The organism is Bradyrhizobium sp. DOA9 (assembly GCF_000617845.2).
Lineage (GTDB): Bacteria > Pseudomonadota > Alphaproteobacteria > Rhizobiales > Xanthobacteraceae > Bradyrhizobium.
Genome location: NZ_DF820425.1, coordinates 6,530,922 through 6,555,337, shown reverse-complemented (window position 1 = coordinate 6,555,337; position 24,416 = coordinate 6,530,922). Strand labels below are relative to the sequence as shown.

24 protein-coding genes are annotated in these 24,416 nt (G+C 63.3%); 20 read left to right on the top strand and 4 right to left on the bottom strand.

Annotated elements, in window-relative coordinates; genetic code table 11:
- Positions 1-119: 119 nt before the first annotated feature.
- The 3 genes from BDOA9_RS31015 (at position 120) to BDOA9_RS31005 (ending at position 3,667) form a co-directional block, all read left to right on the top strand.
- Entirely contained in the window at positions 120-866 is a 747-nt protein-coding gene (locus tag BDOA9_RS31015; protein WP_192859638.1) for a DUF3108 domain-containing protein, read from the top strand.
- Between the two features lie 171 nt (positions 867-1,037).
- A complete protein-coding gene (locus BDOA9_RS31010; protein WP_025037841.1) occupies positions 1,038-1,481 on the top strand; it encodes a (2Fe-2S)-binding protein in 444 nt (147 codons plus the stop codon).
- Positions 1,481-3,667 carry a xanthine dehydrogenase family protein molybdopterin-binding subunit gene (locus BDOA9_RS31005; RefSeq protein ID WP_025037840.1) on the top strand — a complete coding sequence of 729 codons (2,187 nt, stop codon included), beginning with the start codon at positions 1,481-1,483 and terminating at the stop codon, positions 3,665-3,667. Before BDOA9_RS31010 ends, BDOA9_RS31005 begins: the two co-directional genes overlap by 1 nt.
- A 198-nt stretch (positions 3,668-3,865) precedes the next feature.
- Here the strand turns inward: BDOA9_RS31005 and BDOA9_RS31000 are convergent, their stop codons facing one another.
- Complete coding sequence (locus tag BDOA9_RS31000) at positions 3,866-4,813, bottom strand: LysR family transcriptional regulator (RefSeq protein ID WP_152033545.1); 948 nt, start codon at positions 4,811-4,813, stop codon at positions 3,866-3,868.
- Between the two features lie 171 nt (positions 4,814-4,984).
- Between BDOA9_RS31000 and BDOA9_RS30995 the strand changes: the two genes are divergently transcribed.
- Positions 4,985-5,965: an MBL fold metallo-hydrolase gene (locus BDOA9_RS30995; protein ID WP_025037838.1), complete on the top strand. Its 981-nt coding sequence runs from the start codon at positions 4,985-4,987 to the stop codon at positions 5,963-5,965.
- 93 nt (positions 5,966-6,058) lie between these two features.
- Here the strand turns inward: BDOA9_RS30995 and BDOA9_RS30990 are convergent, their stop codons facing one another.
- The gene (locus tag BDOA9_RS30990; RefSeq protein WP_025037837.1) at positions 6,059-6,262 is read right to left on the bottom strand and encodes a (2Fe-2S)-binding protein; all 204 of its coding nucleotides are present in this window, start codon (positions 6,260-6,262) and stop codon (positions 6,059-6,061) included.
- Positions 6,259-7,095, bottom strand: coding sequence for a xanthine dehydrogenase (locus tag BDOA9_RS30985; protein ID WP_025037836.1), 837 nt, complete (start codon positions 7,093-7,095; stop codon positions 6,259-6,261). Before BDOA9_RS30985 ends, BDOA9_RS30990 begins: the two co-directional genes overlap by 4 nt.
- Before the next feature lie 318 nt (positions 7,096-7,413).
- On the opposite strand from BDOA9_RS30985, the gene BDOA9_RS30980 reads away from it, so the two are divergent.
- The 8 genes from BDOA9_RS30980 (at position 7,414) to BDOA9_RS30945 (ending at position 15,866) form a co-directional block, all read left to right on the top strand.
- Complete coding sequence (locus BDOA9_RS30980; RefSeq protein WP_025037835.1) at positions 7,414-8,253, top strand: SDR family oxidoreductase; 840 nt, start codon at positions 7,414-7,416, stop codon at positions 8,251-8,253.
- 255 nt (positions 8,254-8,508) lie between these two features.
- Positions 8,509-10,248, top strand: a complete 1,740-nt coding sequence (nifA, locus tag BDOA9_RS30975; RefSeq protein WP_025037834.1) for a nif-specific transcriptional activator NifA — start codon at positions 8,509-8,511, stop codon at positions 10,246-10,248.
- Between the two features lie 147 nt (positions 10,249-10,395).
- Positions 10,396-10,590: a 4Fe-4S dicluster domain-containing protein gene (locus BDOA9_RS30970; RefSeq protein ID WP_025037833.1), complete on the top strand. Its 195-nt coding sequence runs from the start codon at positions 10,396-10,398 to the stop codon at positions 10,588-10,590.
- 64 nt (positions 10,591-10,654) lie between these two features.
- Positions 10,655-12,151, top strand: a complete 1,497-nt coding sequence (gene sufB, locus BDOA9_RS30965; RefSeq protein ID WP_025037832.1) for a Fe-S cluster assembly protein SufB — start codon at positions 10,655-10,657, stop codon at positions 12,149-12,151.
- A 22-nt stretch (positions 12,152-12,173) separates the two neighbouring features.
- Positions 12,174-12,932, top strand: coding sequence for a Fe-S cluster assembly ATPase SufC (gene sufC, locus BDOA9_RS30960; RefSeq protein ID WP_025037831.1), 759 nt, complete (start codon positions 12,174-12,176; stop codon positions 12,930-12,932).
- Positions 12,933-12,936: 4 nt separating this feature from the next.
- On the top strand, positions 12,937-14,256 hold the full coding sequence (gene sufD / locus BDOA9_RS30955) for a Fe-S cluster assembly protein SufD (protein WP_025037830.1): 1,320 nt from the start codon (positions 12,937-12,939) through the stop codon (positions 14,254-14,256).
- Between the two features lie 3 nt (positions 14,257-14,259).
- A complete protein-coding gene (locus tag BDOA9_RS30950) occupies positions 14,260-15,501 on the top strand; it encodes a cysteine desulfurase (protein ID WP_025037829.1) in 1,242 nt (413 codons plus the stop codon).
- Positions 15,498-15,866, top strand: a complete 369-nt coding sequence (locus tag BDOA9_RS30945) for a nitrogen fixation protein NifZ (protein ID WP_025037828.1) — start codon at positions 15,498-15,500, stop codon at positions 15,864-15,866. Before BDOA9_RS30950 ends, BDOA9_RS30945 begins: the two co-directional genes overlap by 4 nt.
- A gap of 12 nt (positions 15,867-15,878) precedes the next feature.
- Here the strand turns inward: BDOA9_RS30945 and BDOA9_RS30940 are convergent, their stop codons facing one another.
- A complete protein-coding gene (locus BDOA9_RS30940) occupies positions 15,879-16,331 on the bottom strand; it encodes a SufE family protein (protein ID WP_244521544.1) in 453 nt (150 codons plus the stop codon).
- Between the two features lie 357 nt (positions 16,332-16,688).
- Between BDOA9_RS30940 and nifD the strand changes: the two genes are divergently transcribed.
- The 8 genes from nifD (at position 16,689) to fdxB (ending at position 24,413) form a co-directional block, all read left to right on the top strand.
- Entirely contained in the window at positions 16,689-18,191 is a 1,503-nt protein-coding gene (gene nifD / locus BDOA9_RS30935; protein ID WP_025037826.1) for a nitrogenase molybdenum-iron protein alpha chain, read from the top strand.
- Positions 18,192-18,267: 76 nt separating this feature from the next.
- Positions 18,268-19,827 (top strand): nitrogenase molybdenum-iron protein subunit beta, encoded by a 1,560-nt coding sequence (gene nifK / locus BDOA9_RS30930; protein ID WP_025037825.1) that lies wholly within the window; start codon positions 18,268-18,270, stop codon positions 19,825-19,827.
- A gap of 115 nt (positions 19,828-19,942) precedes the next feature.
- Complete coding sequence (gene nifE / locus BDOA9_RS30925) at positions 19,943-21,610, top strand: nitrogenase iron-molybdenum cofactor biosynthesis protein NifE (protein WP_025037824.1); 1,668 nt, start codon at positions 19,943-19,945, stop codon at positions 21,608-21,610.
- A 10-nt stretch (positions 21,611-21,620) separates the two neighbouring features.
- On the top strand, positions 21,621-23,003 hold the full coding sequence (nifN, locus tag BDOA9_RS30920) for a nitrogenase iron-molybdenum cofactor biosynthesis protein NifN (protein WP_025037823.1): 1,383 nt from the start codon (positions 21,621-21,623) through the stop codon (positions 23,001-23,003).
- A gap of 22 nt (positions 23,004-23,025) precedes the next feature.
- Complete coding sequence (gene nifX, locus BDOA9_RS30915; protein WP_025037822.1) at positions 23,026-23,421, top strand: nitrogen fixation protein NifX; 396 nt, start codon at positions 23,026-23,028, stop codon at positions 23,419-23,421.
- Between the two features lie 10 nt (positions 23,422-23,431).
- Positions 23,432-23,902 carry a NifX-associated nitrogen fixation protein gene (locus tag BDOA9_RS30910; protein ID WP_025037821.1) on the top strand — a complete coding sequence of 157 codons (471 nt, stop codon included), beginning with the start codon at positions 23,432-23,434 and terminating at the stop codon, positions 23,900-23,902.
- A gap of 9 nt (positions 23,903-23,911) precedes the next feature.
- On the top strand, positions 23,912-24,112 hold the full coding sequence (locus tag BDOA9_RS30905; RefSeq protein ID WP_025037820.1) for a CCE_0567 family metalloprotein: 201 nt from the start codon (positions 23,912-23,914) through the stop codon (positions 24,110-24,112).
- 13 nt (positions 24,113-24,125) lie between these two features.
- The gene (gene fdxB, locus BDOA9_RS30900) at positions 24,126-24,413 is read left to right on the top strand and encodes a ferredoxin III, nif-specific (protein WP_025037819.1); all 288 of its coding nucleotides are present in this window, start codon (positions 24,126-24,128) and stop codon (positions 24,411-24,413) included.
- Positions 24,414-24,416 lie beyond the last annotated feature (3 nt).

Sequence of the window (24,416 nt, the reverse complement as noted above, 5' to 3'; positions counted from 1 at the left end):
ATCCGATCGCAATCGTGTACACACGCGTTTCACTTGCCTTCTTGCCGCGTGCAGCACTCGTCCTAGGAATGTGTTCGGCCGTGTGCGGCGCCTCGGGCGCGAGCGCCGCCGAGGGTGACGTGCGTGCTTCCTACGCGGTGTCGTTTGCAGGTTTGCCATTGGCCAATGCGACTTTGTCTGTGACGCTCCGCGGCAATGCCTACTCTGCGCAAGTCGATTATCGGGTTTCCGGAGCCATGCGGCTCTTGAGCGATTCTGCAGGTGTCGCGTCCTCTACCGGCACTCACGACGCAGGGCGCTTCGTCCCGACCGAATTCAATCTCGATCATCGAAGCGGTTCGCGCCGGCAGAGGGTGAAGCTCGGCATGAGCGAGGGCGTTGTCAAGACTATGGCGGTCGAACCGCCGCTGGTCCCGGATTCGAGCCAAATTCCGATCGAGCCGAAACATCTTATGGCGATCGTCGATCCCTTGAGCGCTTTCCTGTTGGGGGCCGCTACGATCGAAGGAGGAGCGCGAGGGGCAGTGTGTGATCGGACGTTGTCGATCTTTGACGGTCTGAGACGATATGACGTCAAGTTCGAGCCGCAAGGGACAGGGACCACCGTACAAAACGGTCTTGCCGGAAGCACGACCATCTGCCGAGCGATCGTCAAGCCCGTGGCCGGGCGGATTGGCGAAGGAAGCAGGGCGCGAGGTGCGTCTCCGAACGCCGACGTTGATCGAATCACGATAACATTCGGTCGAGCCGCCAAGATGGACCTCTACATTCCAATCTCGATCCAGGCGCAGACGCGGCTTGGGGCGGCGAGCGTTCTCTTGAGGTCATTCAGCGCCGACTCTGAGAGGTCTGCCGCGTCTCGGTGAAGCGACGGCGTCCGGAAGCCGAACTCTCGTCCATTCCGCACGGGCTTTGCTCGGCAGAGCACCGGTATGACGTCGGTGCCGGCATCAAAGCGAAATCATTCCCCGAGCGACTTGAAATTTACACTCAGTGCGATTATATTCCTGCATGAAGTGCAATTAAGAGGCTCGTCGATGAAGCTCAACGTCAATAGCGAGGATCGGGAATTCGATGGCGATCCGAACATGCCGCTCCTCTGGGTTCTTCGAGACCATCTGAATTTGAGTGGAACGAAATTCGGCTGCGGGATCGCGCAATGTGGAGCGTGCACCGTACACTTGAACGGCAAAGCTGCGCGTTCGTGCTCCGTGCCTGCGGCCGAGGCGCAAGGCATGAAGATCAGAACGATCGAAGGCGTGAGTGCGGGGCATCCATTGCTCGTCGCCTGGGTCAAGCACGACGTTCCCCAATGCGGCTATTGCCAGTCCGGGCAGATCATGCAGGCGGCGGCGCTTCTCGATGAAAAGCCGAAGCCGACGGATACCGACATCGATGCCGCCATGAGCGGCAACATATGCCGCTGTGGGACCTACCGGCGCATCAAAGCGGCGATCAAGGATGCCGCGGGAGTGGCGTGATGTCGGAGCGCAAGTTCGAAGAGGAAGCGCAACGGCCAAAGGTGTTCACCCGCCGCCGCCTGGTCCTGGGTGGCAGCTTGCTGGGCGGAGCTTTGGTGGTCGGCTATGCCGCGACCAACTTTGGCGCCATCGCCGCCGGCGCGCTGAGCATCGGTGCTCGAGCCGCCGATCCAGGCGCGTTCGGGCCGTTCATCAAGATCGACGAAACGGGCTGGGTCACGGTCGTCAACCGCTACCAGGAAATGGGCCAAGGTAGCCATGCCGGCCTGGCCGCGATCGTCGCGGAGGAGTTGGACGCCGACTGGGAGATGGTGAGATTCGAGACCGCGCCCGCGAATGCCGCCGTATATCGGGATGCAACCCTCGGGATTCAGGGGACCGGAGCCTCGCAGGCGATCGCGGGCTCCTGGGACCAGCTTCGTCAGGCCGGTGCTGCAGCGCGGGCGATGTTCGTCCAGGCCTTTGCGCGGAAATGGGTTCTGCCGGTCGAATCGATCGGCGTGCGGAACGGCGTCGTGTATCACTCGGCCTCCCAACGCAGCGAGACCTTCGCCGATCTGCTCGCTGACGCGGCGAAGATCACGCCACCCGAGCATCCCAAGCTCAAGGATCCAAAGGACTACAGGCTGATCGGCACGGAGATCGTGCGCCGTAAGGACAGCCAGTCCAAGAGCAGTGGCACCGAGCTGTATACGCAGGATGTCCGGCTTCCGAACATGCTCGTGGCGATGGTCGCCCATCCTCCTCATTTCGGCGGCAAGGTCGGCCGCGCCGACATGGCGGCGGCGCGAAAGGTGCCCGGCGTCGTCGACGTTTTCGAGATCGCGAGCGGCGTTGCCGTTGTCGCCCAAGATACATGGTCCGCCTGTCTCGGGCGCAACGCCCTCAAGGTCGAGTGGGACGATGCAAAGGCCGAGACGCGATCTTCCGATGCGCTGCGAGCGCTCTATCGTGAAATCGCGAAGGGAAAGACCGATGTGACCGGGTCGGCATTCCAGACAAAAGGCAAGGTCGACGATGCCTTCGACGGCGAGTTGTTCGAAGCGTCGTTCGATTTCCCTTATCTTGCACATGCCCCCATGGAACCGATGAACTGCGTTGCGTCGGTCGACGGACGCAGAGTGAAGCTTACATTCGCCGCGCAGGTTCAGACGGTCGATCAGATCAACTGCGCCTTGGCCGCGATCACGCTTCCGGGCATGGTGGAGATCGAGACGCTTCCGGCAGGTGGATCATTCGGACGTCGGGGCACGTTGACGTCCGACTATATCGTCGAATGCGTCAACATCGCCCGTCATGTCGGCGGTGGTCGCCCTGTCAAGCTCGTCTGGACGCGCGAAGACGATATGAGCAGCGGATATTACCGTCCGATGGCACATCATATGGTCTCCATTAAATGCGGCGAAGGAGGGCTGCCGCTCGCCTGGCGTCACAACATCGTGTCGCAAGCGATTGTTCCTTTCGGCGCCAACGAGCTCCCCACCCACGGCGTGAAGAATTCACCGTATCTGTCGGTGGCCAGCGTGGTTGACGGCAAGATTTTCACCCCGAAGCTCGGTGTGCCTCCAGGCTTATGGCGTTCGGTCGGCAATTCCCAGTCGGCGATGGTCATGGAGCACACGGTCGACCAACTGGCGCGACGCGCGAAGCGGGACCCGGCCGAGTATCGCCGCGCAATCTTTACGAAAGTGGGTGATGTCCGCAAGCTCGCCGTGCTGGATCTTGTCTGCAAGAAGGCGGGGTGGGGGAGTCCATTGGACGCCGGATGGGCGCGGGGGCTCGCCGTGCACGAATGCTTTGGCACCGTCGTGGCCCAGGTCGCCGAAGTCTCGGTGCTCGGAGAGAATCTCAGGGTTCGCCGGGTGGTGTGTGCGGTCGATTGCGGCATCGCCATCGCGCCGAATCAGATCGCTGCACAGATCGAGGGTGGCGTTTGCTTCGGACTTGGTGCGGCCCTTTATGGGCGAATTACGCTTGATAACGGTACCCCGCAAGAGACGAACTTCGACGCTTACAGGGTTCTCCGTATGGACGAGGCGCCGGCGGTAGAAGTCCACATCGTACCGTCGAAGAAGACTCCGACAGGCATAGGCGAGCCCGGGGTCCCGCCGATCGCTCCCGCCGTCGCCAATGCGCTTTTAAGTCTGACCGGGCGACCAACGAGCAGTCTTCCGTTCGTCATATGATTTTGCGCGGCGGCTTTGGAGGCCCCTGATGCGATGGATCGCCGCCTTCGACTTCGGCATTCGTGTTGCTCTCGTGGCCGCTTTGCTCGCGGTCGGCGCGGTCTTCGTTTATTGAACGGCTGAGCGTTGGATCAAAGGAAGGATGCACCTGCAATGGACAGGCATTTCGACAGCGCCGAAGGCCTCGATTTTCCTTGATCAAGGCGAACGCTTGTTTGACCGGACTGCCTTCAAGACAAGTCGACGAAGCCAGGCGTGGTCCGGCTCCGAATGCGTTCGCTCGTGCCATACCATCCGATAATCGAAATTGGGAAGCTCCACGGGAGGTTCGATCAGGCGGAGCCGCGGGTCACCGGAGAAATTTTCCGCGGCACGGCGTGGGATCGTCAAGATGAGATCGGAGGTCGACGCCACAAGAGCTGCCGTGGCGAAATAGGGTAACCGCACCGCGACATGCCTGACATGGCCGAGCATCGCGAGCGCGGTATCGACCGGACCAGCCCTGCCTCCAACCACGGTCACGAGGATGTGGGAGGATGCCACGTAGTCCTCCAGGTGCATCCGCCCTGCTTTGGACCGCCTGAGTGCGGGGTGGCCGGCGCGTAGCAAACAGGCGAAGCGTTCTCGAAAGAGGTCTCGGGTACGAAGGCTGGCCGGGAGCGGGTTATCGCTATAAAGGGCGAGGTCGATGTTCACCTCTCCAAGGCTCCTGAAAGTCTGCGCATCGACGGGCGTAATCTCGAGGCTTGTCCGTGGCGCCTCGGAGGCCATGAGATGTGCAAGCCGGGGAAGGATGACGGTCGCCCCGTAGTCGGTCGTGGCAATGCGAAAGACGCGCTCACTCGAGGTCGGGTCGAACTCGGATCGATTGGCGAGGACGTCGCTGACGCTCGCCAAGGCTTTCTGGATCGGTTCGAGAAGTTCGCCTCCGCGGACTGTGGGCCGCATGGTCGTTCCAGCCTTCACGAGCAGCGCGTCGTCAAAGACCCGGCGCAGCTTTGCCAATGCTCTGCTGACGGCGGGCTGACTCATTTGGCTTCGTTCTGCGGTCTTGGTGACGCTGCGCGTTTCGAGCAACGTCTTCAAGATCACCAACAGGTTGAGATCGACGCGATAGAGGATGTCATCGGTTGACGGACGATTCACGGGCTCCTCATCGAAGGTTGGCTTCTGATGCACGTTTTCCAGTTAGTGAATAACGTTTATCGCGGTAGGCCACTTTCTGCAATTCGTCGCATCCCGTAGGTTCGTGGCGTCGCACCCGCCCGGATAGCGTCTCCGGCGCTCGGCAATTCGAAATGACGGAAGGAGTTTGTCTTGGGCGCCTACTCGATCAACCGCCGCAAGATCATGTTGACCGCTGCTGCGGCGCTCCCCGCGCTGGCAATCGGCAGTGGCACCAAGGCGGCAGCACCGGGCAGTGCGGCGAACAATGCCGGATATTATCGATTTCGCGTCGGGGACATCCAGGCGACCGTGCTCAGCGACGGGCTCCTTTCTGGCCCGCCCAACATTTACGCCGGCGATGCGCCGGAAATGGAGCTTCGGGAGGCGCTGATCCGCGCGTTCCTCCCTACGGACGTGATGACGCTCAATCTCAACACGCTTTTGATCGAGGCGGGCGGCCGTCGCGTTCTCATCGAGGCTGGCGCAGCGCAGACGATGGGACCAAACGGTGGGCGACTGTTCGGCAACCTCGCGGCTGTCGGATTGAAGCCGGAGGACATCGATGTGGTCGTCGTGTCGCACACGCATCCCGACCATGTGGGCAATCTACGAAACGCCCACGGCGGCAAATCATTCCCGCGTGCCACCGTGTATCTGCCCGAAGCCGATTGGAATTACTTCGTCCGCAGCGAACCCGATCTTTCGTACATGCCTGTGAATGCGGAATTTCGCCGGCGTTTCGGCGAGGCCATCAAGCGGAGCGTAGAACCGATTGCGAGCGATGCCGTGCTGTATCGCGCCGGAGTCGAGATCGTTCCCGGATTGACGACGTTGGCCGCAGAGGGGCATACGCCCGGGATGGCGACGTTCCTCGTTCATTCGGGGGCAAACCAGCTCTTGCTGACGGCCGATCTCGCATATCATCCGGTCGTCAATGTGGATCGAAATTGGCGACCAGGCCCCGATCGTGACAAGGAGGCCGCCCTGCAGTCGCGCCGCCGTATTTTCGACCGCGCGGCAACGGACAAGCTTCTCGTTCTGGGCTTCCACTATCCCTTCCCCGGTCTTGGCAGAATACTGAGAACCGACGGTGGCTACGCCTGGGTCCCTGCGAATTGGCAGTTCGACTAAATCTCGGAGTAGCACCTTGGGCTCAGTGCGGATTTGCGCGACCCGCCTCACGCAAGCCGCGGGCGAGCCTTGTGGGCCCACCTCGGAGGGCAGCTACGGCACCGCCACGCGTGCATGGTGCTCGCGGCCGGCCGACCGTTCCTCGAGAATGCGCCGCACGGAATGGGAGCACAGCCCGCACCTGACGGTGCACCCCAGGCAGCCGTAGACCTGCGCGGCGGAGCAAAGCTCGTCGCCGGACGATGCGACATCCCTGATGTCGTGATCGCTGATGACGTTGCAGGAGCAGACGATCATGCCGGATCCCGTTGCGTGATGCGCCGCGCGGTCCGGAACCTGACCGCGGCAGCTGTTGCGCTGGCAATGGCACGTCCGCGCAGATCTGTTCCGGTCCACTGGGCGTCGCGCCCGCGCGGATCGATCTCCAGCAGCTTGACGCCGGCCGGAACCTCGCTGCCGTCGCGGACGATGCCGCGCAGGATTCCGTCGCGCGGCGCGAGCACGGGAACGCCGGAGAGGTGGCCGAGCACGAGGTCTCGGTAGACGCGGGTGCCGATCTCGACCGGCGTGTGCCAGCGCCCCGCGAACGGCGAATAGACGAAGCGTTCCGCGCCGACATCACCCAGCGAACTTGCGACGCCATCGGCGGCGTCGGTCCAGCACGCATCGGTGACGAGCCCGATCTTGCCGGGCCTGGTCTCCACCGCGACGTCGCAATTGGAGTTCGACGAGAAGCCGGGACCCAGTCCGATCGCGAGCCGGGCGAGCCGCCTCAGGTCGGGCGTGATCCGGCGCTTCTGTAGACGGGCATCGATCAGAAGGTCGATGTGGCGGACCGGAAGCAGGTCGAGCAGGCCGAGCCAGGTGACCAGGATTCGGCCCGGCCGGCGGAGCGCCTGGTAGACCTGCACACCGTCGTCGACGCGCTCGGCGACGACGTCCTCGAGCCGCGCCGTGTCGGTGAAGAGCGCGTCGTGAAACGCCATCTTGCGCCGGATTACCGGCGGATCCGGATCGTGTGACATCACCACGCAATAGTTGGCGCGCACGAGCTGGAGGCCGATCGCAGATGCGATCTCGTTGGTGCCGAGGATGACGGCAAAGAGTCGATGGTCGTTCGGCTGGGGCATTTGAAACCACGTTTGCGGAGCAAGTGCAGCAAGGCGCGATCAATTCTGAAACAGGAAGAGCAAGAGCCGGGCCATTTGGAACGATTGAAAAACAGCGCTCAACTGTCGGCCGGCATTTGAGAAAGCGGAGATGCGCCGGGGCGGCACCGCTTGGTTCGAAAGCGCACGAGCCTGTGTTGCAAACCATGCAGCGTGTCGCGAACTCGACATTGGGCCGTGGTAATTGCAGCAATTGCACCGGAGCGCGTGGCCCAATTCCTGCAAAGTTGCCCGCATCGTCATTGTCTGGCGTCCCATGGGACGCGGTGAGGAGGCTTGGTGGCGCTCGATCTCTTGGATCGCGATGGTGTGCCGGGTCGCAATTCGGCACCGGACACCGCGCTCTGTCCGTTTCACGGCGACAAGTCGCGAGCGCAACATGGCGAGCGGAAGACGCTCGTGCTGACCGGCGCGTCGCGAGGTATCGGCCACGCGACGGGACGGTTGTTTTCCGAGGCCGGCTGGCGGATCATCACCTGCTCGCGGCAGCCCTTCGACACCGGCCGGTGTCCCTGGGATTCCGGGGCGGACAACCATGTGCAGGTCGAATTGAGCGACCATCGCGCACTGCCGCGCGCCCTCGCCGAGATCAAGGAGCGGTTAGACGGCGGTCCGCTGCATGCACTGATCAACAATGCCGGCATTTCCCCCAAGGCGGCTGACGGCACCCGGCTGAACTCGCTGACGACGCCGGTCGAAACCTGGATGAGCGTGTTCCACGTCAACCTGCTCGCGCCGGTGATGTTCGCGCAAGGTTTGGTCGATGAATTGAAGCGGGCCGCCGGCTCGATCGTCAACGTCACCTCGATCGTCGGCTCCCGGGTGCATCCCTTCGCCGGCACCGCCTACGCGACGTCGAAGGCCGCACTCGCGTGCCTGACCCGCGAGATGGCGCACGATTACGCGCCGTTCGGAATTCGCGTCAATGCGATCGCACCCGGCGAGATCAAGACCGACATCCTGTCGCCGGAGACCGAAGCCCAGCTTGCGCCGATCATCCCGTTGCATCGCGTGGGCACGCCGGACGAGGTCGCGAAGGTCATCTTCTTCCTGTGCTCGGACGCGGCCAGCTACGTCACGGGTGCGGAAGTACCGATCAACGGAGGGCAGCACGTGTGATCGGGGAGCGGTGGCCCGTCCCGGAAAAAACTTCGCGGATTTGCGCTGGATCAATGCGGCGGTTTCGATTCCGAGCGTGTCGCTCTCCCGGATGGTAAATTTCGCGAATTGGATGACAAAGCGTGCAAGTGCGACGGAATCTTTTTGCAGCAATGCCGACAAGTTGAGCGCGACTCCCGACACGACATGAATGAGAATAAGACAAATTCCAGAGAACTCGGCCGGGAGGATGTAACGGGCAACGGAGATTCCGTCATGCTGAATGCTGCTCCCTCGGTTGAAGGACACAGGGCCGATCAGACGGCGCCGATCGTACCGCTCAATGAGATCGCGCTGACCGGTATCTTCGAGATATCGAAGATATTGGCGGCACCAACCCGGCTGGAGACGACGCTTGCCAACGTCGTCAACCTCCTGCAGTCGTTTCTCCAGATGCGCCATGGCGTGGTTGCGCTGCTCGCTGACGACGGCATTCCGGATCTCACGGTCGGGGCCGGATGGAGCGAGGGCAGTGACGAACGCTATCGCGGTCGGTTGCCGCAAAAGGCGGTCGATCAGATCGTCGCGACCGCGATGCCGCTGGTCGCGGAAAATATTGCGACCCATCCCGCCTTCAGCCCGACTGACGCGGAGACCCTCGGCGCCTCGGAAGCGATTCGCGTGTCGTTCATCGGCGTCCCCATCCGCATCGACGCCAAGGTCGTCGGCACCCTGACGGTCGACAGGGTGTGGGACGAGCGATCGATGTACCGGCTCGATTCAGACGTGCGTCTGCTGACGATGGTCGCCAATCTGGTTGGTCAGACCGTGAAGCTGCACCGGGTCGTCGCGCAGGATCGCGAGCGGTTGATGCACGAGAGCTACCGCCTTCAGAAAGAGCTGTCCGAGCTCAAGCCGGCACGCGACCGCCGCAGGGTTCATGTCGAAGGCATCATCGGCGACAGCGCGGCGCTGCGCGGGCTGCTGGACAAGATCGCGGTGGTGGCGAAGTCGAACTCGACGGTCCTGCTGCGCGGCGAGTCCGGTACGGGCAAGGAGTTGATTGCGAAGGCCATTCACGAGCTCTCGCCGCGGGCCAAGCGTCCCTTCATCAAGATCAATTGCGCCGCCTTGCCGGAATCGGTGCTGGAATCCGAGCTGTTCGGCCATGAGAAGGGCGCCTTTACCGGCGCACTCAATTCCCGGAAGGGCAGGTTCGAGCTGGCCGACAAGGGTACGCTGTTCCTCGACGAGATCGGCGAAATCTCGGCCTCGTTCCAGGCCAAGCTGCTGCGCGTGCTGCAGGAGCAGGAGTTCGAGCGCGTCGGCGGCAACCAGACCATCAAGGTCGACGTGCGCGTCATCGCCGCGACCAACCGCAACCTGGAAGAAGCCGTCGCGCGCAACGAGTTCCGCGCCGATCTCTATTATCGCATCAGCGTCGTGCCGATGATGTTGCCGCCGCTGCGCGAACGGCGCAGCGATATTCCGCTGCTTGCCAACGAATTCCTGAAGAACTTCAACACCGAGAACGGCCGTGCGCTGTCGTTCGACCGCAATGCCATCGAGGTCCTGATGAGCTGCGGCTTTCCGGGCAACGTGCGGGAACTGGAGAACTGCGTGCAGCGCACGGCGACGCTGGCGCCGGGACCGGAGATCGTCAGGAACGATTTCGCCTGCTGCCATAGTCAGTGCCTGTCCGCGATGCTGTGGAACGGCGGATCCGAGGCCGCGCCGCAACGCTCGTTGCCGATCGTGCCGCTCTCCGCCCTCCCGGCCAGGGCTCCACGCGAGGCGGGTGTGGGTGCAGCGCCGGTGGCTGTCGAGCCGGCTGCGCCAGCGTCGGACGCGGCCAATGCGTCTTCGGCCGGTGGCATGGCCGACCGTGACCGCGTCATCGCCGCCATGGAGAAGTCCGGCTGGGTGCAGGCCAAGGCAGCGCGCCTGCTCGGCCTGACGCCGCGGCAGATCGGCTACGCGTTGAAGAAGCACGGCATCGAGGTCAAGCGGCTCTGACGACGACTGTCGCAGATGCGACATGCTGTCGGGGCCACGACAACCGGCTTCGTTCGGAAATACACTTGAATTTCAAGGCTTTCGTGATTGGCACGACGCTTGAAAGAGGATGTCTGACGGCATCGTCTGCTCAAGGAGTCGGAACACATGGCTTACAAGATTGTCGCCTCGCAATGCACGGTGTGCGGCGCGTGTGAGTTCGAGTGCCCGAATGCCGCAATCAGCCTCAAACGCGACATGTATGTGATCGATCCCAAGAAATGCACGGAGTGCGAAGGCAGCTTCGACACGCCGCAATGCGCGGCGGTCTGCCCTGTGCCCGACACCTGCATCCCGGCCTGAGGCGCGTCCAATGACGGGCTCGAGGCCGGCGGCCTGGAAATCACATTCGCGGACGGAGCGATAGATGGCGGCGGTTCAAGAGACCATCGAGCAGGTTCGCGGCATCGACGTCGACCAGTATCGTTATGGGTTTGAGACCCTGATCGACTCCGAGAAGGCCCCCAAGGGGCTGTCGGAAGAGACCGTCAAGTTCATCTCGCAGAAGAAGAACGAGCCCGACTGGATGCTGCAGTGGCGGCTGGAGGCCTATCGGCGCTGGCTGACCATGCAGGAGCCGACCTGGGCCCGGGTCGACTATCCCAGGATCGACTTCCAGGATCTCTATTACTACGCGGCGCCGAAGCCGAAGAAGACGGTCTCATCCCTCGACGAGATCGATCCGGAGATCCTCAAGACCTACGAGAAGCTCGGCATTCCCTTGCGGGAAGTCGCCATGCTCGAAGGCGTCGAGCCGAAGCCCGGCGAGGAGGATCCCGCCCGCCGCAAGATCGCGGTCGATGCCGTCTTCGATTCGGTCTCGGTTGCGACCACGTTCAAGGCCGAGCTGAAGAAGGCCGGCGTGATCTTCATGCCGATCTCGGAGGCGATCCGCGAGCACCCTGAATTGGTGCAGAAATATCTGGGCTCGGTGGTGCCGACCTCGGACAATTTCTACGCCACGCTGAATTCGGCGGTGTTCTCCGACGGCTCGTTCGTCTACGTGCCGCCGGGCGTGCGCTGCCCGATGGAGCTGTCGACCTATTTCCGCATCAACGAGCGCAACACCGGCCAGTTCGAGCGCACGCTGATCATTGCCGACAAGGGCTCCTACGTCTCCTATCTCGAAGGCTGCACCGCGCCGCAGCGCGACGAGAACCAGCTGCATGCCGCCGTGGTCGAGCTCGTCGCCCTGGACGATGCCGAGATCAAGTATTCGACCGTGCAGAACTGGTATCCCGGCAATTCCGAAGGCAAGGGCGGCATCTACAATTTCGTAACCAAGCGTGGCGATTGCCGCGGCGCCAATTCCAAGATCTCCTGGACCCAGGTCGAGACCGGCTCCGCGATCACCTGGAAATACCCGAGCTGCATTCTGCGCGGTGACAATTCCCGCGGCGAGTTCTACTCGATCGCGATCTCGAACGGCTTCCAGCAGGTCGATAGCGGCACCAAGATGATCCATCTCGGCAAGAACACGTCGAGCCGGATCATCTCCAAGGGCATCGCCGCCGGCAAGTCGCAGAACACCTATCGCGGCCTTGTCACGGCGCACCGGAAAGCCACCGGCGCGCGCAACTTCACCGCCTGCGATTCGCTGCTGATTGGCGACAAATGCGGTGCGCACACCGTGCCCTATATCGAGGCGAAAAATTCCTCGGCAACGTTCGAGCACGAGGCGACGACCTCGAAGATCTCCGAGGACGTGCTGTTCTACTGCATCCAGCGCGGGCTCAGCCAGGAAGAGGCGGTCGGCCTGGTCGTCAACGGCTTCGTCAAGGACGTGCTGCAGCAGCTGCCGATGGAATTCGCGGTGGAAGCGCAGAAGCTGATCTCGATCTCGCTCGAAGGGAGCGTCGGATGACCAACAGGCAAGGAGAAGTGTGATGACGGCGCTCCTGGAAATCCGCGGGCTCAAGGCTGAGATCGACGACCGCCAGATTCTCAATGGTCTCGATCTCACCGTGAACAAGGGCGAGATCCACGCCATCATGGGCCCCAACGGCGCCGGCAAGTCGACATTGTCCTATGTGCTGTCGGGCAAGCCGGGCTACGAGATCACCGCCGGCGAGGTGTTCCTCAACGGCGAGGACCTGCTGGCCATGGACCCCGACGAGCGGGCGGCAAAAGGGCTGTTTTTGGCCTTCCAATACCCGCTCGAGATCCCCGGTGTCGCCACGCTGACCTTCCTGCGCACGGCGCTCAATGCCCAGCGCAAGAAGCGCGGCGAGGAGGAACTGTCCTCGCCCGACGTGCTGAAGCGCGTGCGCGAGCTCGCCAAGCAGCTCAGCATCGATCCCGACATGCTGAAGCGGCCGCTCAATGTCGGCTTTTCCGGCGGCGAGAAGAAGCGCAACGAGACGCTGCAGATGGCGCTGCTGGAGCCCAAATTATGCGTGCTGGACGAGACCGATTCCGGTCTCGACATCGACGCGCTGCGTATCGTCGCCGACGGCGTCAATCGTCTGCGCGCAGCCGATCGCGGCATGATCGTGATCACCCATTATCAGCGGCTGCTCGACTATATCGTGCCCGATGTCGTGCATGTGCTGGCGGCGGGCCGCATCGTCAAGACTGGCGGCAAGGAGCTCGCGCTGGAGCTGGAGGCGACGGGCTACGCACAGTATCAGAGCGAGGCGGCGTGATCCCATGAATGCCGAGATCCGTCCCGTCAAGACCGCTGCCGAGATCGGATTGGCCGACCTGTTCGCCTCCGCGCGCGACAGCCTGCCCGGTGGTCGCAACGCCGAGGCGATCCGGCGCGATGCCTTCGATCGTTTCGCGGTCCAAGGCCTGCCGCATTCCCGCATCGAGGCCTGGAAATACACCGACCTTCGCCGCCTCCTGCGCGATGCCAAGCCGCTGGTGCAGAGACCCGATGCGCCGGCCAGGAGCGTCGGCCGCGAAGCGGGTGCGGTCTTCGCCGGCCTTGCGCTGCGCCGCCTCGTGATCGTCGATGGTGCCTTTGCGCCCGAGCTCTCCGATCTCACCGGTCTCGACGCTGGCGTCGCCGTTCGCGCGACGGCCGAGGCGCTGGGGGCCGACGAAATGGTTCTTCCGCTGGAGATGGCAGGAACCGATGCGGTCGCTGCACTCAACACTGCATTCGCCGCTGATGGTGTCGTGATCACGGTGGCCCCCGGCGCCGTCGTGGAGCGGCCGATCCATCTCGTCTTCGTGACCACGGGCACCGCTCCGGCTGCGATGTTCACGCGGTCACGGCTGGAGCTCGGCAGCGGCGCGGCCCTCACGCTGGTCGAGACATACGAGGGGCCGGATCAGTCAGACTATCAGGTCAATGCGGCCTTGCAGGTGGACGTCGGCAACGAAGCTCGTCTGGACCACCTCAAGATCACGGGCGAAGGCGCAGCCGCGCTGCACATCGCAACGTTCGAGGCTTCGATCGGGGCGGGCGCGAGCTACCGCGATATTGGTATCACCACGGGGGGTGCCGTGGTGCGCAATCAGCTTTTCCTGAGGCTGACGGGCGAGGGAGCGGTCGCCAATGTCTATCAGGCGAGCCTCCTGTCGGGCCGCCAGCACGCCGATACGACGCTCGTCGTCGATCATGCCGCCGTGGGCTCGCAGAGCCGGGAGGTGTTCAAGGCGGTCGTCGATGACGAGGCGCGGGCCGTGTTCCAGGGCAGGATCACGGTGCAACCGGGCGCGCAGCAGACCGACGCCCGGATGATGGCGCGGGCCCTGCTCCTGTCGGACGAAGCCGTCGCGAACTGCAAGCCGGAGCTCGAGATCTTCGCCGACGACGTGCAGTGTGGACACGGCACCACGACGGGTGCGCTGGACGAGCAGTTGAAGTTCTACCTGATGGCGCGCGGCATACCCGAAAAGCAGGCCGAGGCGCTGCTGATCCAGGCCTTCGTCGGCGAGGTGATCGACGCCGTCGCGCATGATGAGCTGCGTGAGGCATTGACGCAGGCGATGCTCGATTGGCTCAAGGAGCGGGACTAGCTCATGCATCCGGCGGTGGCCAACGGAAGTTACGACGTCAGCCGCGTCCGCGAGGACTTTCCGATTCTGTCGATGCAGGTGCACGGCAAGAGGCTGGTCTATCTGGACAATGCCGCCTCTGCCCAGAAGCCCAAGGCCGTGCTCGACCGGCTGACCGAGGCCTATACCAGCGAATATGCCAACGTGCATCGTGGCCTCCACTACCTCGCCAATGCCGCCACCGAAGCCTACGAGGGTGCGCGCGACAAAATGGCGAAGTTCCTCAACGCGGAGCGGCGCGAGGAGATCATCTTCACCCGCGGTGCGACGGAGGCGATCAATCTCGTGGCGCAGACGTTCGGCCGCGAGCGGATCGGCGCCGGCGACGAGATCGTGCTCTCGATCATGGAGCATCACGCCAACATCGTGCCTTGGCACTTCCTCAGGGAACGCCAGGGCGCGGTGATCAGATGGGCACCGGTCGACGACGACGGCAACTTCCTGATCGACGAATTCGAGAAGTTGTTGAACGAGCGAACCAGGCTGGTCGCGATCACCCAGATGTCGAATGTGCTGGGCAGCGTCGTGCCGGTCAAGGAGGTGGTTCGGCTGGCGCATGCGCGCGGGATTCCCGTCCTGGTCGACGGCTCGCAAGGCGCGGTCCACATGGATATCGACGTGCGCGACATCGATTGCGACTTTTACGTCGTCACCGGACACAAGCTGTACGGGCCGACCGGCATCGGCGCGCTCTATGGCAAGTACGAGCACCTCAAGGCCATGCCGCCCTTCAACGGCGGCGGCGAGATGATTCGCGAAGTCTCGTGCGACGCCGTCAGCTATGGCGAGCCGCCGCACCGCTTCGAGGCCGGCACGCCGCCGATCGTGCAGGCCATCGGCCTCGGCGCTGCCATCGACTATATCGAGTCGATCGGCAAGGCGCGGATCCGCAGGCATGAAAGCAGTCTGCTGGCCTACGCCCAGGAACGACTGCGCCGAATCAATTCGCTGCGGCTGATCGGAACGGCCGTCGACAAGGGCCCGGTGGTGTCGTTCGAGATGAAGAACGCCCATGCCCACGACTTCGCCACCATCATCGACCGGGCAGGGGTGGCGGTGCGGGCGGGGACCCATTGCGCGATGCCGTTGCTCGACCGCTTCGGCGTCACTGCGACCTGCCGGGCCTCGTTCGCACTCTACAACACGATGGACGAGGTCGACGCGCTGGCCGAGGCCCTGACCCGAGCGGAGGAGTTGTTCTCATGAGCGAGCAGATTGCCGCCAAGCCGCTTCCCGTCAAACCGCTTCCCGCCAAGCCGCGGCCCGTTGCCCGCATCGTTTGCGACGCCCGCCAGCGCCGGACGGTGCGGAACATGGAGCGGCGCTTCAGCGGTGATTTTTCGCCCGGCGAGCCGGTCCGCGCCGCGGCGCTGATCAGGAACGACGGCATGTATCCGCACAAGGACATCGGCGAGCCGCTCGTGCACCCCGGCGACACCGGCTTTGTGCGCGAGAGCTGGCGCTTTCTCGGCGAGGTCTACTACACGGTCGAATTCACGGCGCGGTCGGTGTTCGTCATCATGCGCGGACGCGAGATGGTGAGGATGGGGACGGCGTTCGACGCCGCCTGACAGCGGCGGGTTTCAAACCGCCTCTCGCAGCGCAGCCGTCGCATCTGCGCGCATCCGTGCCACCATCGACCGGAAGCCGTTCGAGCGCTGCGGCGTCAGGTGCTCGCCGAGCCCGAGCCGTTCGAACAACGCAACGGGGTCTTCGCCTGAAATCTCCGCGGCCGGTCGTCCCGACAGCAGCGCGATCAGGATGGCAACCAGGCCGCGGACGATGTGAGCATCGCTGTCGCCGGCAAAGGTGAGGACCGGCCGCCCGTCCCGATGCGCGATGTCAGTCGCAAGCCAGACCTGGCTGACACAGCCCTGCACCTTGTTGACGTCCGTCCGCAACTCGTCCGGGAAGGGCGTCAGCTTGCGACCGAGCTCGATGACGTAGCGATAGCGGTCGTCCCACTCATCGAGAAGCGAGAAGTTCTCGATGATGTCCTCGATCGGCGTCGGCCGGGATTTCGTATCAAGCTGCATGATCATCGCCTCGATGCGTGGGTCGGATGCATCAAGCAAGCTCCATACCGCGGAGCGGATCGGCGCTTTCGTGCAGGAAAATGCATATTCGTCGAGATCCGGCATGGGCGCGCATTGTTTTGTTTCGAACAGCCCTCCGCGCGCGCACATGTCGACATGATGCGATGTCGGGTTTGCAACAATCGAGAGGTTCTAAGCTATCTCTCTCCAATCGCTTCGTTTTTCGTTGTGGCCGGACGCTGGCACACTCGTTGCAAAAGTCCCTGTGCAAGGCGACCTCGCGGAAAGAGATCGCGAGAGCGGCGCGCCGGTTGAGGCGTCCAATCGTTCACACAGGGATAACCGAGGGATATTCGTATGAGCCTAGCAACCACCGAGAGCGTCGCGGAGATCAAGGCGCGCAACAAGCAACTGATCGACGAAGTCTTGAAGGTCTATCCGGAGAAGACCGCCAAGCGTCGCGCCAAGCACCTCAATGTGCACGAGGCCGGCAAGTCCGATTGCGGCGTCAAGTCGAACCTGAAGTCGATTCCCGGCGTGATGACCATTCGCGGCTGCGCCTACGCCGGCTCCAAGGGCGTGGTGTGGGGGCCGATCAAGGACATGATCCACATCAGCCATGGTCCGGTCGGCTGCGGCCAGTATTCCTGGGCGGCCCGGCGCAATTACTACATCGGCACGACCGGCATCGACACTTTCGTCACGATGCAGTTCACCTCCGACTTCCAGGAGAAGGACATCGTGTTCGGCGGCGACAAGAAGCTAGCCAAGATCATCGACGAGATCCAGGAGCTGTTCCCGCTCAACCACGGCATCACCATCCAGTCGGAATGCCCGATCGGCCTGATCGGTGACGACATCGAGGCGGTGTCGAAGGTCAAGTCCAAGGAATACGACGGCAAGACCATCGTGCCGGTGCGCTGCGAAGGTTTTCGCGGGGTCTCGCAGTCGCTCGGCCACCACATTGCCAATGACGCTGTCCGCGACTGGATCTTCGACAAGGTCAACCCGGAGGCCAAGCCGGCGTTCGAGCCGACGCCTTACGACGTCGCGATCATCGGCGACTACAACATCGGCGGCGACGCCTGGTCCTCGCGCATCCTGCTCGAGGAGATGGGCTTGCGCGTGATCGCGCAATGGTCGGGTGACGGCAGCCTCGCCGAGCTGGAGGCGACGCCCAAGGCGAAGCTCAACGTCCTGCACTGCTACCGCTCGATGAACTACATCTCCCGCCACATGGAGGAGAAGTTCGGCATTCCCTGGTGCGAATACAACTTCTTCGGTCCCTCCAAGATCGCGGAATCGCTGCGCAAGATCGCCAGCTTCTTCGACGACAAGATCAAGGAAGGCGCCGAGCGCGTCATCGCGAAGTACCAGCCGCTGATGGATGCGGTGATTGCCAAGTATCGTCCGCGCCTCGAAGGCAAGACCGTGATGCTGTTCGTCGGCGGTCTGCGCCCTCGTCACGTGATCGGCGCCTACGAGGACCTCGGCATGGAGGTGGTCGGCACCGGCTACGAGTTCGGTCACAACGACGACTACCAGCGCACCGCCCAGCACTACGTCAAGGACGGCACGCTGATCTATGACGACGTCACCGGCTACGAGTTCGAGCGCTTCGTCGAGAAGATCCAGCCCGATCTCGTCGGCTCCGGCATCAAGGAGAAGTACGTCTTCCAGAAGATGGGCGTGCCGTTCCGGCAGATGCACTCCTGGGACTATTCCGGTCCCTATCACGGCTATGACGGCTTCGCGATCTTCGCCCGCGACATGGACATGGCGATCAACTCCCCGATCTGGAAGAAGACCAAGGCACCCTGGAAGGATGCCCCGCGGCCGAGCCTGATGGCTGCGGAATAAATGCAAGCTCCGGCTCCTCCCGTTCGGGGAGGAGCCGGGACAGGCGATCGAACACGAATCCAACCAAGGTGCCACGATGACACAGAATGCCGAACACGTGCTCGATCACTTCGAGCTGTTCCGAGGTCCGGAATACCAGCAGATGCTGGCCAACAAGAAAGCGCTGTTCGAGAATCCGCATGATCCCGCGGAAGTCGAGCGGATCCGCGAATGGGCCAAGACCCCCGAATACCGCGAGAAGAACTTTGCTCGCGAAGCCCTGACCGTCAATCCCGCCAAGGCCTGCCAGCCTCTCGGCGCCGTGTTCGTCGCGGTCGGCTTCGAGGGCACGCTGCCCTTCGTGCACGGCTCGCAGGGCTGCGTCGCCTACTATCGCAGCCATCTGTCGCGCCACTTCAAGGAGCCGAGCTCCTGCGTCTCCTCCTCGATGACCGAAGATGCGGCGGTGTTCGGCGGCCTCAACAACATGATCGACGGCCTCGCCAACACCTACAACATGTACAAGCCGAAGATGATCGCCGTCTCCACCACCTGCATGGCGGAAGTGATCGGCGACGACCTCAACGCCTTCATCAAGACGGCGAAGGAGAAAGGCTCCGTTCCCAACGAGTATGACGTTCCCTTCGCCCACACGCCGGCCTTCGTCGGCAGCCATGTCACCGGCTACGACAACGCGCTCAAGGGCATCCTGGAGCACTTCTGGGACGGCAAGGCCGGCACTGCGCCGAAGCTCGAGCGCAAGGAGAACGACAAGATCAACTTCATCGGTGGTTTCGACGGCTACACCGTCGGCAACATCCGCGAGATCAAGCGCATCTTCGAGCTGATGGGGATCGAGTACACGATCCTCGCCGACAATAGCGACGTGTTCGACACCCCGACCGACGGCGAGTTCCGCATGTATGACGGCGGCACCACGCTGGAGGACGCCGCCAACGCGATCCATGCCAAGGCGACCATCTCGATGCAGCAATATTGCACCGAGAAGACGCTGCCCTTCATACAGGGGCACGGTCACGAGGTTGCGGCCTTCAACCACCCGGTCGGCGTCAGCGCCACCGACGACTTCCTGATGACGCTGTCGCGCATCTCCGGCAAGCCGATTGCAAAGGCCCTGGAGCAGGAGCGCGGCCGTCTGGTCGACGCCATGGCCGACTCCAGCGCGCATATCCACGGCAAGAAGTTCGCGATCTACGGCGATCCGGACCTCTGCTACGGACTGGCCTCCTTTCTGCTCGAGCTTGGCGCCGAGCCGACCCACGTGCTCTCCACCAACGGTAACAAGCACTGGGCGGAGAAGATGGAAGCGCTGTTCGCCAGCTCGCCGTTCGGCAAGAACTGCCATGCCTATCCCGGCAAGGATCTCTGGCACATGCGCTCGCTGCTGTTCACCGAGCCGGTCGATTTCCTGATCGGCAACACCTACGGCAAGTATCTGGAGCGCGACACCGGCACGCCGCTGATCCGCATCGGCTTCCCGGTGTTCGATCGTCACCACCATCACCGCTATCCGGTGTGGGGCTATCAGGGCGGCATGAACGTCCTGGTGAAGATCCTCGACAAGATCTTCGACGAGATCGACAAGAACACCAACGTGCCAGCCAAGACCGACTACAGCTTCGACATCATCCGCTGATGTCGATGAGAGTTGCCGCCGCCCGACGGGGCGGCGGCAACGACCAGTCTAGCCGGAACGATCGAGACTGCGGGGCGGCAAGCTCGCGCAGCGGGTCAGGGAATAGGAGAGACGCATGAGCTCGCTGTCGGCCACCATCCAGGACGTCTTCAACGAGCCGGGCTGCGGCAAGAACGCCAACAAGACGGAGGCCGAGCGCAAGAAGGGCTGTACCAAGCAATTGCAGCCGGGAGGGGCCGCCGGCGGCTGCGCCTTCGACGGCGCCAAGATCGCGCTGCAGCCCTTCACCGACGTCGCGCATCTCGTCCATGGACCGATCGCCTGCGAAGGCAATTCCTGGGACAATCGCGGCAGCGCCTCGTCCGGCTCCGACCTCTGGCGGCGCAGCTTCACCACCGACATGAACGAGACCGACATCGTGTTCGGCGGCGAGAAGCGGCTCTACAAGGCGATCAGGGAGGTCATCGAGAAGTACGATCCGCCGGCGATCTTCGTCTACCAGACCTGCGTTCCCGCCATGATCGGCGACGACATCAACGCGGTCTGCAAGGCGGCGGCCACGAAATTCGGCAAGCCGGTCATCCCCGTCAATTCGCCAGGCTTCGTCGGTCCGAAGAACCTCGGCAACAAGTTGGCCGGGGAGGCGCTGCTCGAGCACGTCATCGGCACCGAGGAGCCCGACTACACCACGCCCTACGACATCAACATCATCGGCGAATATAACCTGTCCGGCGAGTTCTGGCAGATCAAGCCGCTGCTCGACGAGCTAGGCATCCGCATCCTCTCCTGCATCTCCGGCGACGGAAAGTATCGCGAACTCGCCTATTCGCATCGCGCGAAAGCCGCGATGATGGTGTGCTCCAAGGCGATGATCAACGTCGCCCGCAAGATGGAGGAGCGCTACGGCATTCCCTACTTCGAGGGCTCGTTCTACGGCATCCAGGATTCCAGCGATTCCTTGCGCGAGATCGCGCGGCTGCTGATCGAGCGCGGCGCGCCGGCCGAGCTGATGGACCGCACCGAGGCGGTGATCGCGCGGGAGGAGGCCAGGGCCTGGGCGGCGATCGCGCGCTTCAAGCCGCGCTTCAAGGACAAGAAGGTGCTGCTGATCACCGGCGGCGTGAAGTCGTGGTCGGTCGTCGCGGCGCTCCAGGAGGCGGGTCTCGAGATCGTCGGCACGTCCGTGAAGAAGTCCACCAAGGAGGACAAGGAGCGGATCAAGGAGCTGATGGGCCAGGACGCCCACATGATCGAGGACATGACCCCGCGCGAAATGTACAAGATGCTGAAGGACGCGCGCGCCGACATCATGCTCTCCGGCGGCAAGTCGCAGTTCGTGGCGCTGAAGGCGGCGATGCCCTGGCTCGACATCAACCAGGAGCGCAGCCACGCCTATATGGGCTATATCGGCATGGTCACGCTGATGGAGCAGATCGAGAAGGCGCTCTACAATCCGATGTGGGCACAGCTCCGCAAGGCGGCGCCATGGGACGATGCCGGTGTCAACTGGCAGACCAAGGCGATGGCGCAGATGGATGCGCAGGCCGCCGAGATTGCAGCCGATCCGGTCCGCGCCGAAGAGACCCGGCGAGCCAGGAAGATCTGCCATTGCAAGACCGTCGATCTCGGCAGCATCGAGGATGCGGTCGCCGCCCACGGCCTCTCGACCGTCGACGGCGTGAAGCAGCACACCAACGCCTCGGGCGGCTGCGGCGCCTGCAAGGGGCGGATCGAGGACATCCTCGCGGCCCAGCCGGCACCAGTCCTGCAGGCGGCGGAGTAGGGCGCGGCCGATGGCGATCGTCACCACGTCCAAAAAGGCCTGCTCGGTCAATCCGCTCAAGATGAGCCAGCCGATCGGCGGCTCCTTTGCCTTCATGGGCCTGCGCGGAGCGATGCCGCTGCTGCACGGCTCGCAGGGCTGCACCTCGTTCGGGCTGACGCTGTTCGTGCGGCATTTCAAGGAAGCCGTGCCGATGCAGACCACCGCGATGAGCGAGGTCGCGACCGTGCTCGGCGGCTCTGAGAACGTCGAGCAGGCCATTCTCAACATCTACAACCGGACCAAGCCGGAGATCATCGGCATCAACTCGACCGGCGTCACCGAGACCAAGGGCGACGACGTCGAGGGTTTCATCCGCCTGATCCGGCAGAAGCATCCGCAGCTCGAGAAATTCCCGCTGGTCTACGTCTCCACGCCCGATTTCAAGGACGCGTTCCAGGACGGCTGGGAGAAGACGGTTGCGCGCATGGTCGAGGTGCTGGTCGATCCGGTCGAGGCGGAGGCAGTGCGCGATCCGGCGCGCGTGAACGTCCTGCCGGGCTGCCATCTCACGCCCGGCGATCTCGACGAGCTGCGCACCATCATCGAGGATTTCGGCCTTAGGCCATCCTTCCTGCCGGACCTTGCCGGCTCGCTCGACGGCCACATCCCGGACGAGTTCACGCCCACCACGATCGGCGGCATCGGCGTCGATGAGATCGCGACCATGGGACAGGCGGCCTGGACCATCGCGATCGGCGCGCAGATGCAGCGCGCGGCGGAGGCCATGCAGCAGAGGACCGGGGTGCCGTTTCGCCTGTTCGAGCGGCTCTGCGGCCTCATCCCCAACGACGAGTTCATCGCCTTCCTCAGCGAGATCAGCGGCCGGCCGGTCCCGGCAAAGTATCGCCGTCAACGCGGCCAGCTCGCAGATGCGATGCTGGACACGCATTTCCACATCGGCGGCCGCAAGCTTGCGATCGGTGCAGAGCCGGATCTGCTGTTCGATCTCTCCAGCATGTTGCACGAGATGGGTGCCGAGGTCGCGGTGGCCGTGACCACCACGGCTTCGCCGGTGCTGGAGCGCGTCAGGACGCAGGAGGTCCTGATCGGCGACCTCGAGGACCTCGAAGAGCTCGCCAAGGCACGCGACTGCGATCTCCTCATCACCCATTCGCACGGCCGCCAGGCGGCCTCCCGGCTGAAGATCCCGTTCTACCGTGCGGGCTTCCCGATGTTCGACCGGCTCGGCGCCGGGCATCAGCTGTCGGTGGGCTACCGCGGCACGCGCGATCTGGTCTTCGATCTCGCCAATCTCGTCGTCGCCGATCGCGAGGCCAATCATCAGCCGACGCCCGAGACCTGGCGGAGCACGGACAGCGGCCTCCAGGTCGTCCCGCCGCAATTGCATTGACGCTAGAAGAGGGACCAGACCGATGAAAGTCGCCTTTGCCACCCAGGACCTGAAGCGCGTCGATGCGCATTTCGGCTGGGCCAAGAACATCGCCATCTACGACGTCAATCCGGACGGCCATCGCTTCGTCGAGGCCATCCAGTTCGACGGCGACCTCAAGGAGGACGGCAACGAGGACAAGCTGGCGCCGAAGATCGAGGCGATCAAGGATTGCGTGATCCTCTATGTCGCCGCGATCGGCGGCTCGGGCGCGGCGCGGGTCGTCGCCAACAACATCCATCCGATGAAGGTGACGCAGCCCGAGGCGATCGACGACCTCTGCGTCAAGCTCGAGGACGTGCTGAAGGGCTCGCCACCGCCCTGGCTGCGCAAGGTGCTGGCCAAGGGCCAGGAACGCAGCTTTGATTTCGAGGACTGAAGGAAACATCATGTCAGAGACGGCTGAACTCGTTCAACCCGACGCCGCGGCCGAAGCGCCGTTCGTCAAGGAGCTCGTCAAGATCTGGCGGGCCCAGGACACCCATGGCGCCTGGGAGGGCAAGAAGGATCTCGACCTGCTCGAGCCCTACATCCTCGACAAGGAGAAGCGCCGTGCGCTGCCGATCGTCGGCGATCCGGACCCGGACACGATCTGGCGCATGGAGCTGTTCTTCAACGCGGTCGCGCTCTCGATCGAGAAGGAAACCGGCGTGATGATCTCGCCGATGCTGAAGATGCACCATGAGGGATTCGGCCGCATGGTCCTGATCGGCGGGCGGCTCATCGTCGTCAACAAGCAGCTGCGCGACGTGCATCGCTTCGGCTTCGACAATCTCGGCAAGCTCGCCGCCGAAGGCGACAAATATGTCGCTGGTGGCGTCGAGATGATCCGCAAATTCCCCGATGTGGCGAACTACTGAGGTTTGAGCATGAGCGACCTTGAAACCCTGAAGGCCGAGATCAAGAAGCTGTCGGCCAAGGCCACGCAGGCCAAGATGGACCTCCACGATCTCTCCGAGGAGCTGCCGATCAACTGGACCTCGATCCTAAGCGTGGCGCAGAAGGCCCATGATGCCTTCTCCGAGCTCGAGCGCAAGCGCGAGGATCTCAAGACGCTGGAAAAGGCGTAACGGGATTTCGACCATGTCCTACGCAACCCGCGACGGCCGCGACTGGAAGCCGGATTATCTGGTCTCGATCGATGCCGGGAAATGCATCGGTTGCGGCCGCTGCTACAAGGTCTGCGGCCGCGAGGTCATGACGCTCAAGGGCATCAACGAGGACGGCGAGATGGTCGACCTCGACGACGACGATGACGAAGTCGAGAAGAAGGTCATGGTGATGAACGACGATGGTGCCTGCATCGGCTGCGGCGCCTGCGCGCGGGTCTGCCCGACCAACTGCCAGACCCACGCCCCCGCAACTGCCTGAGGC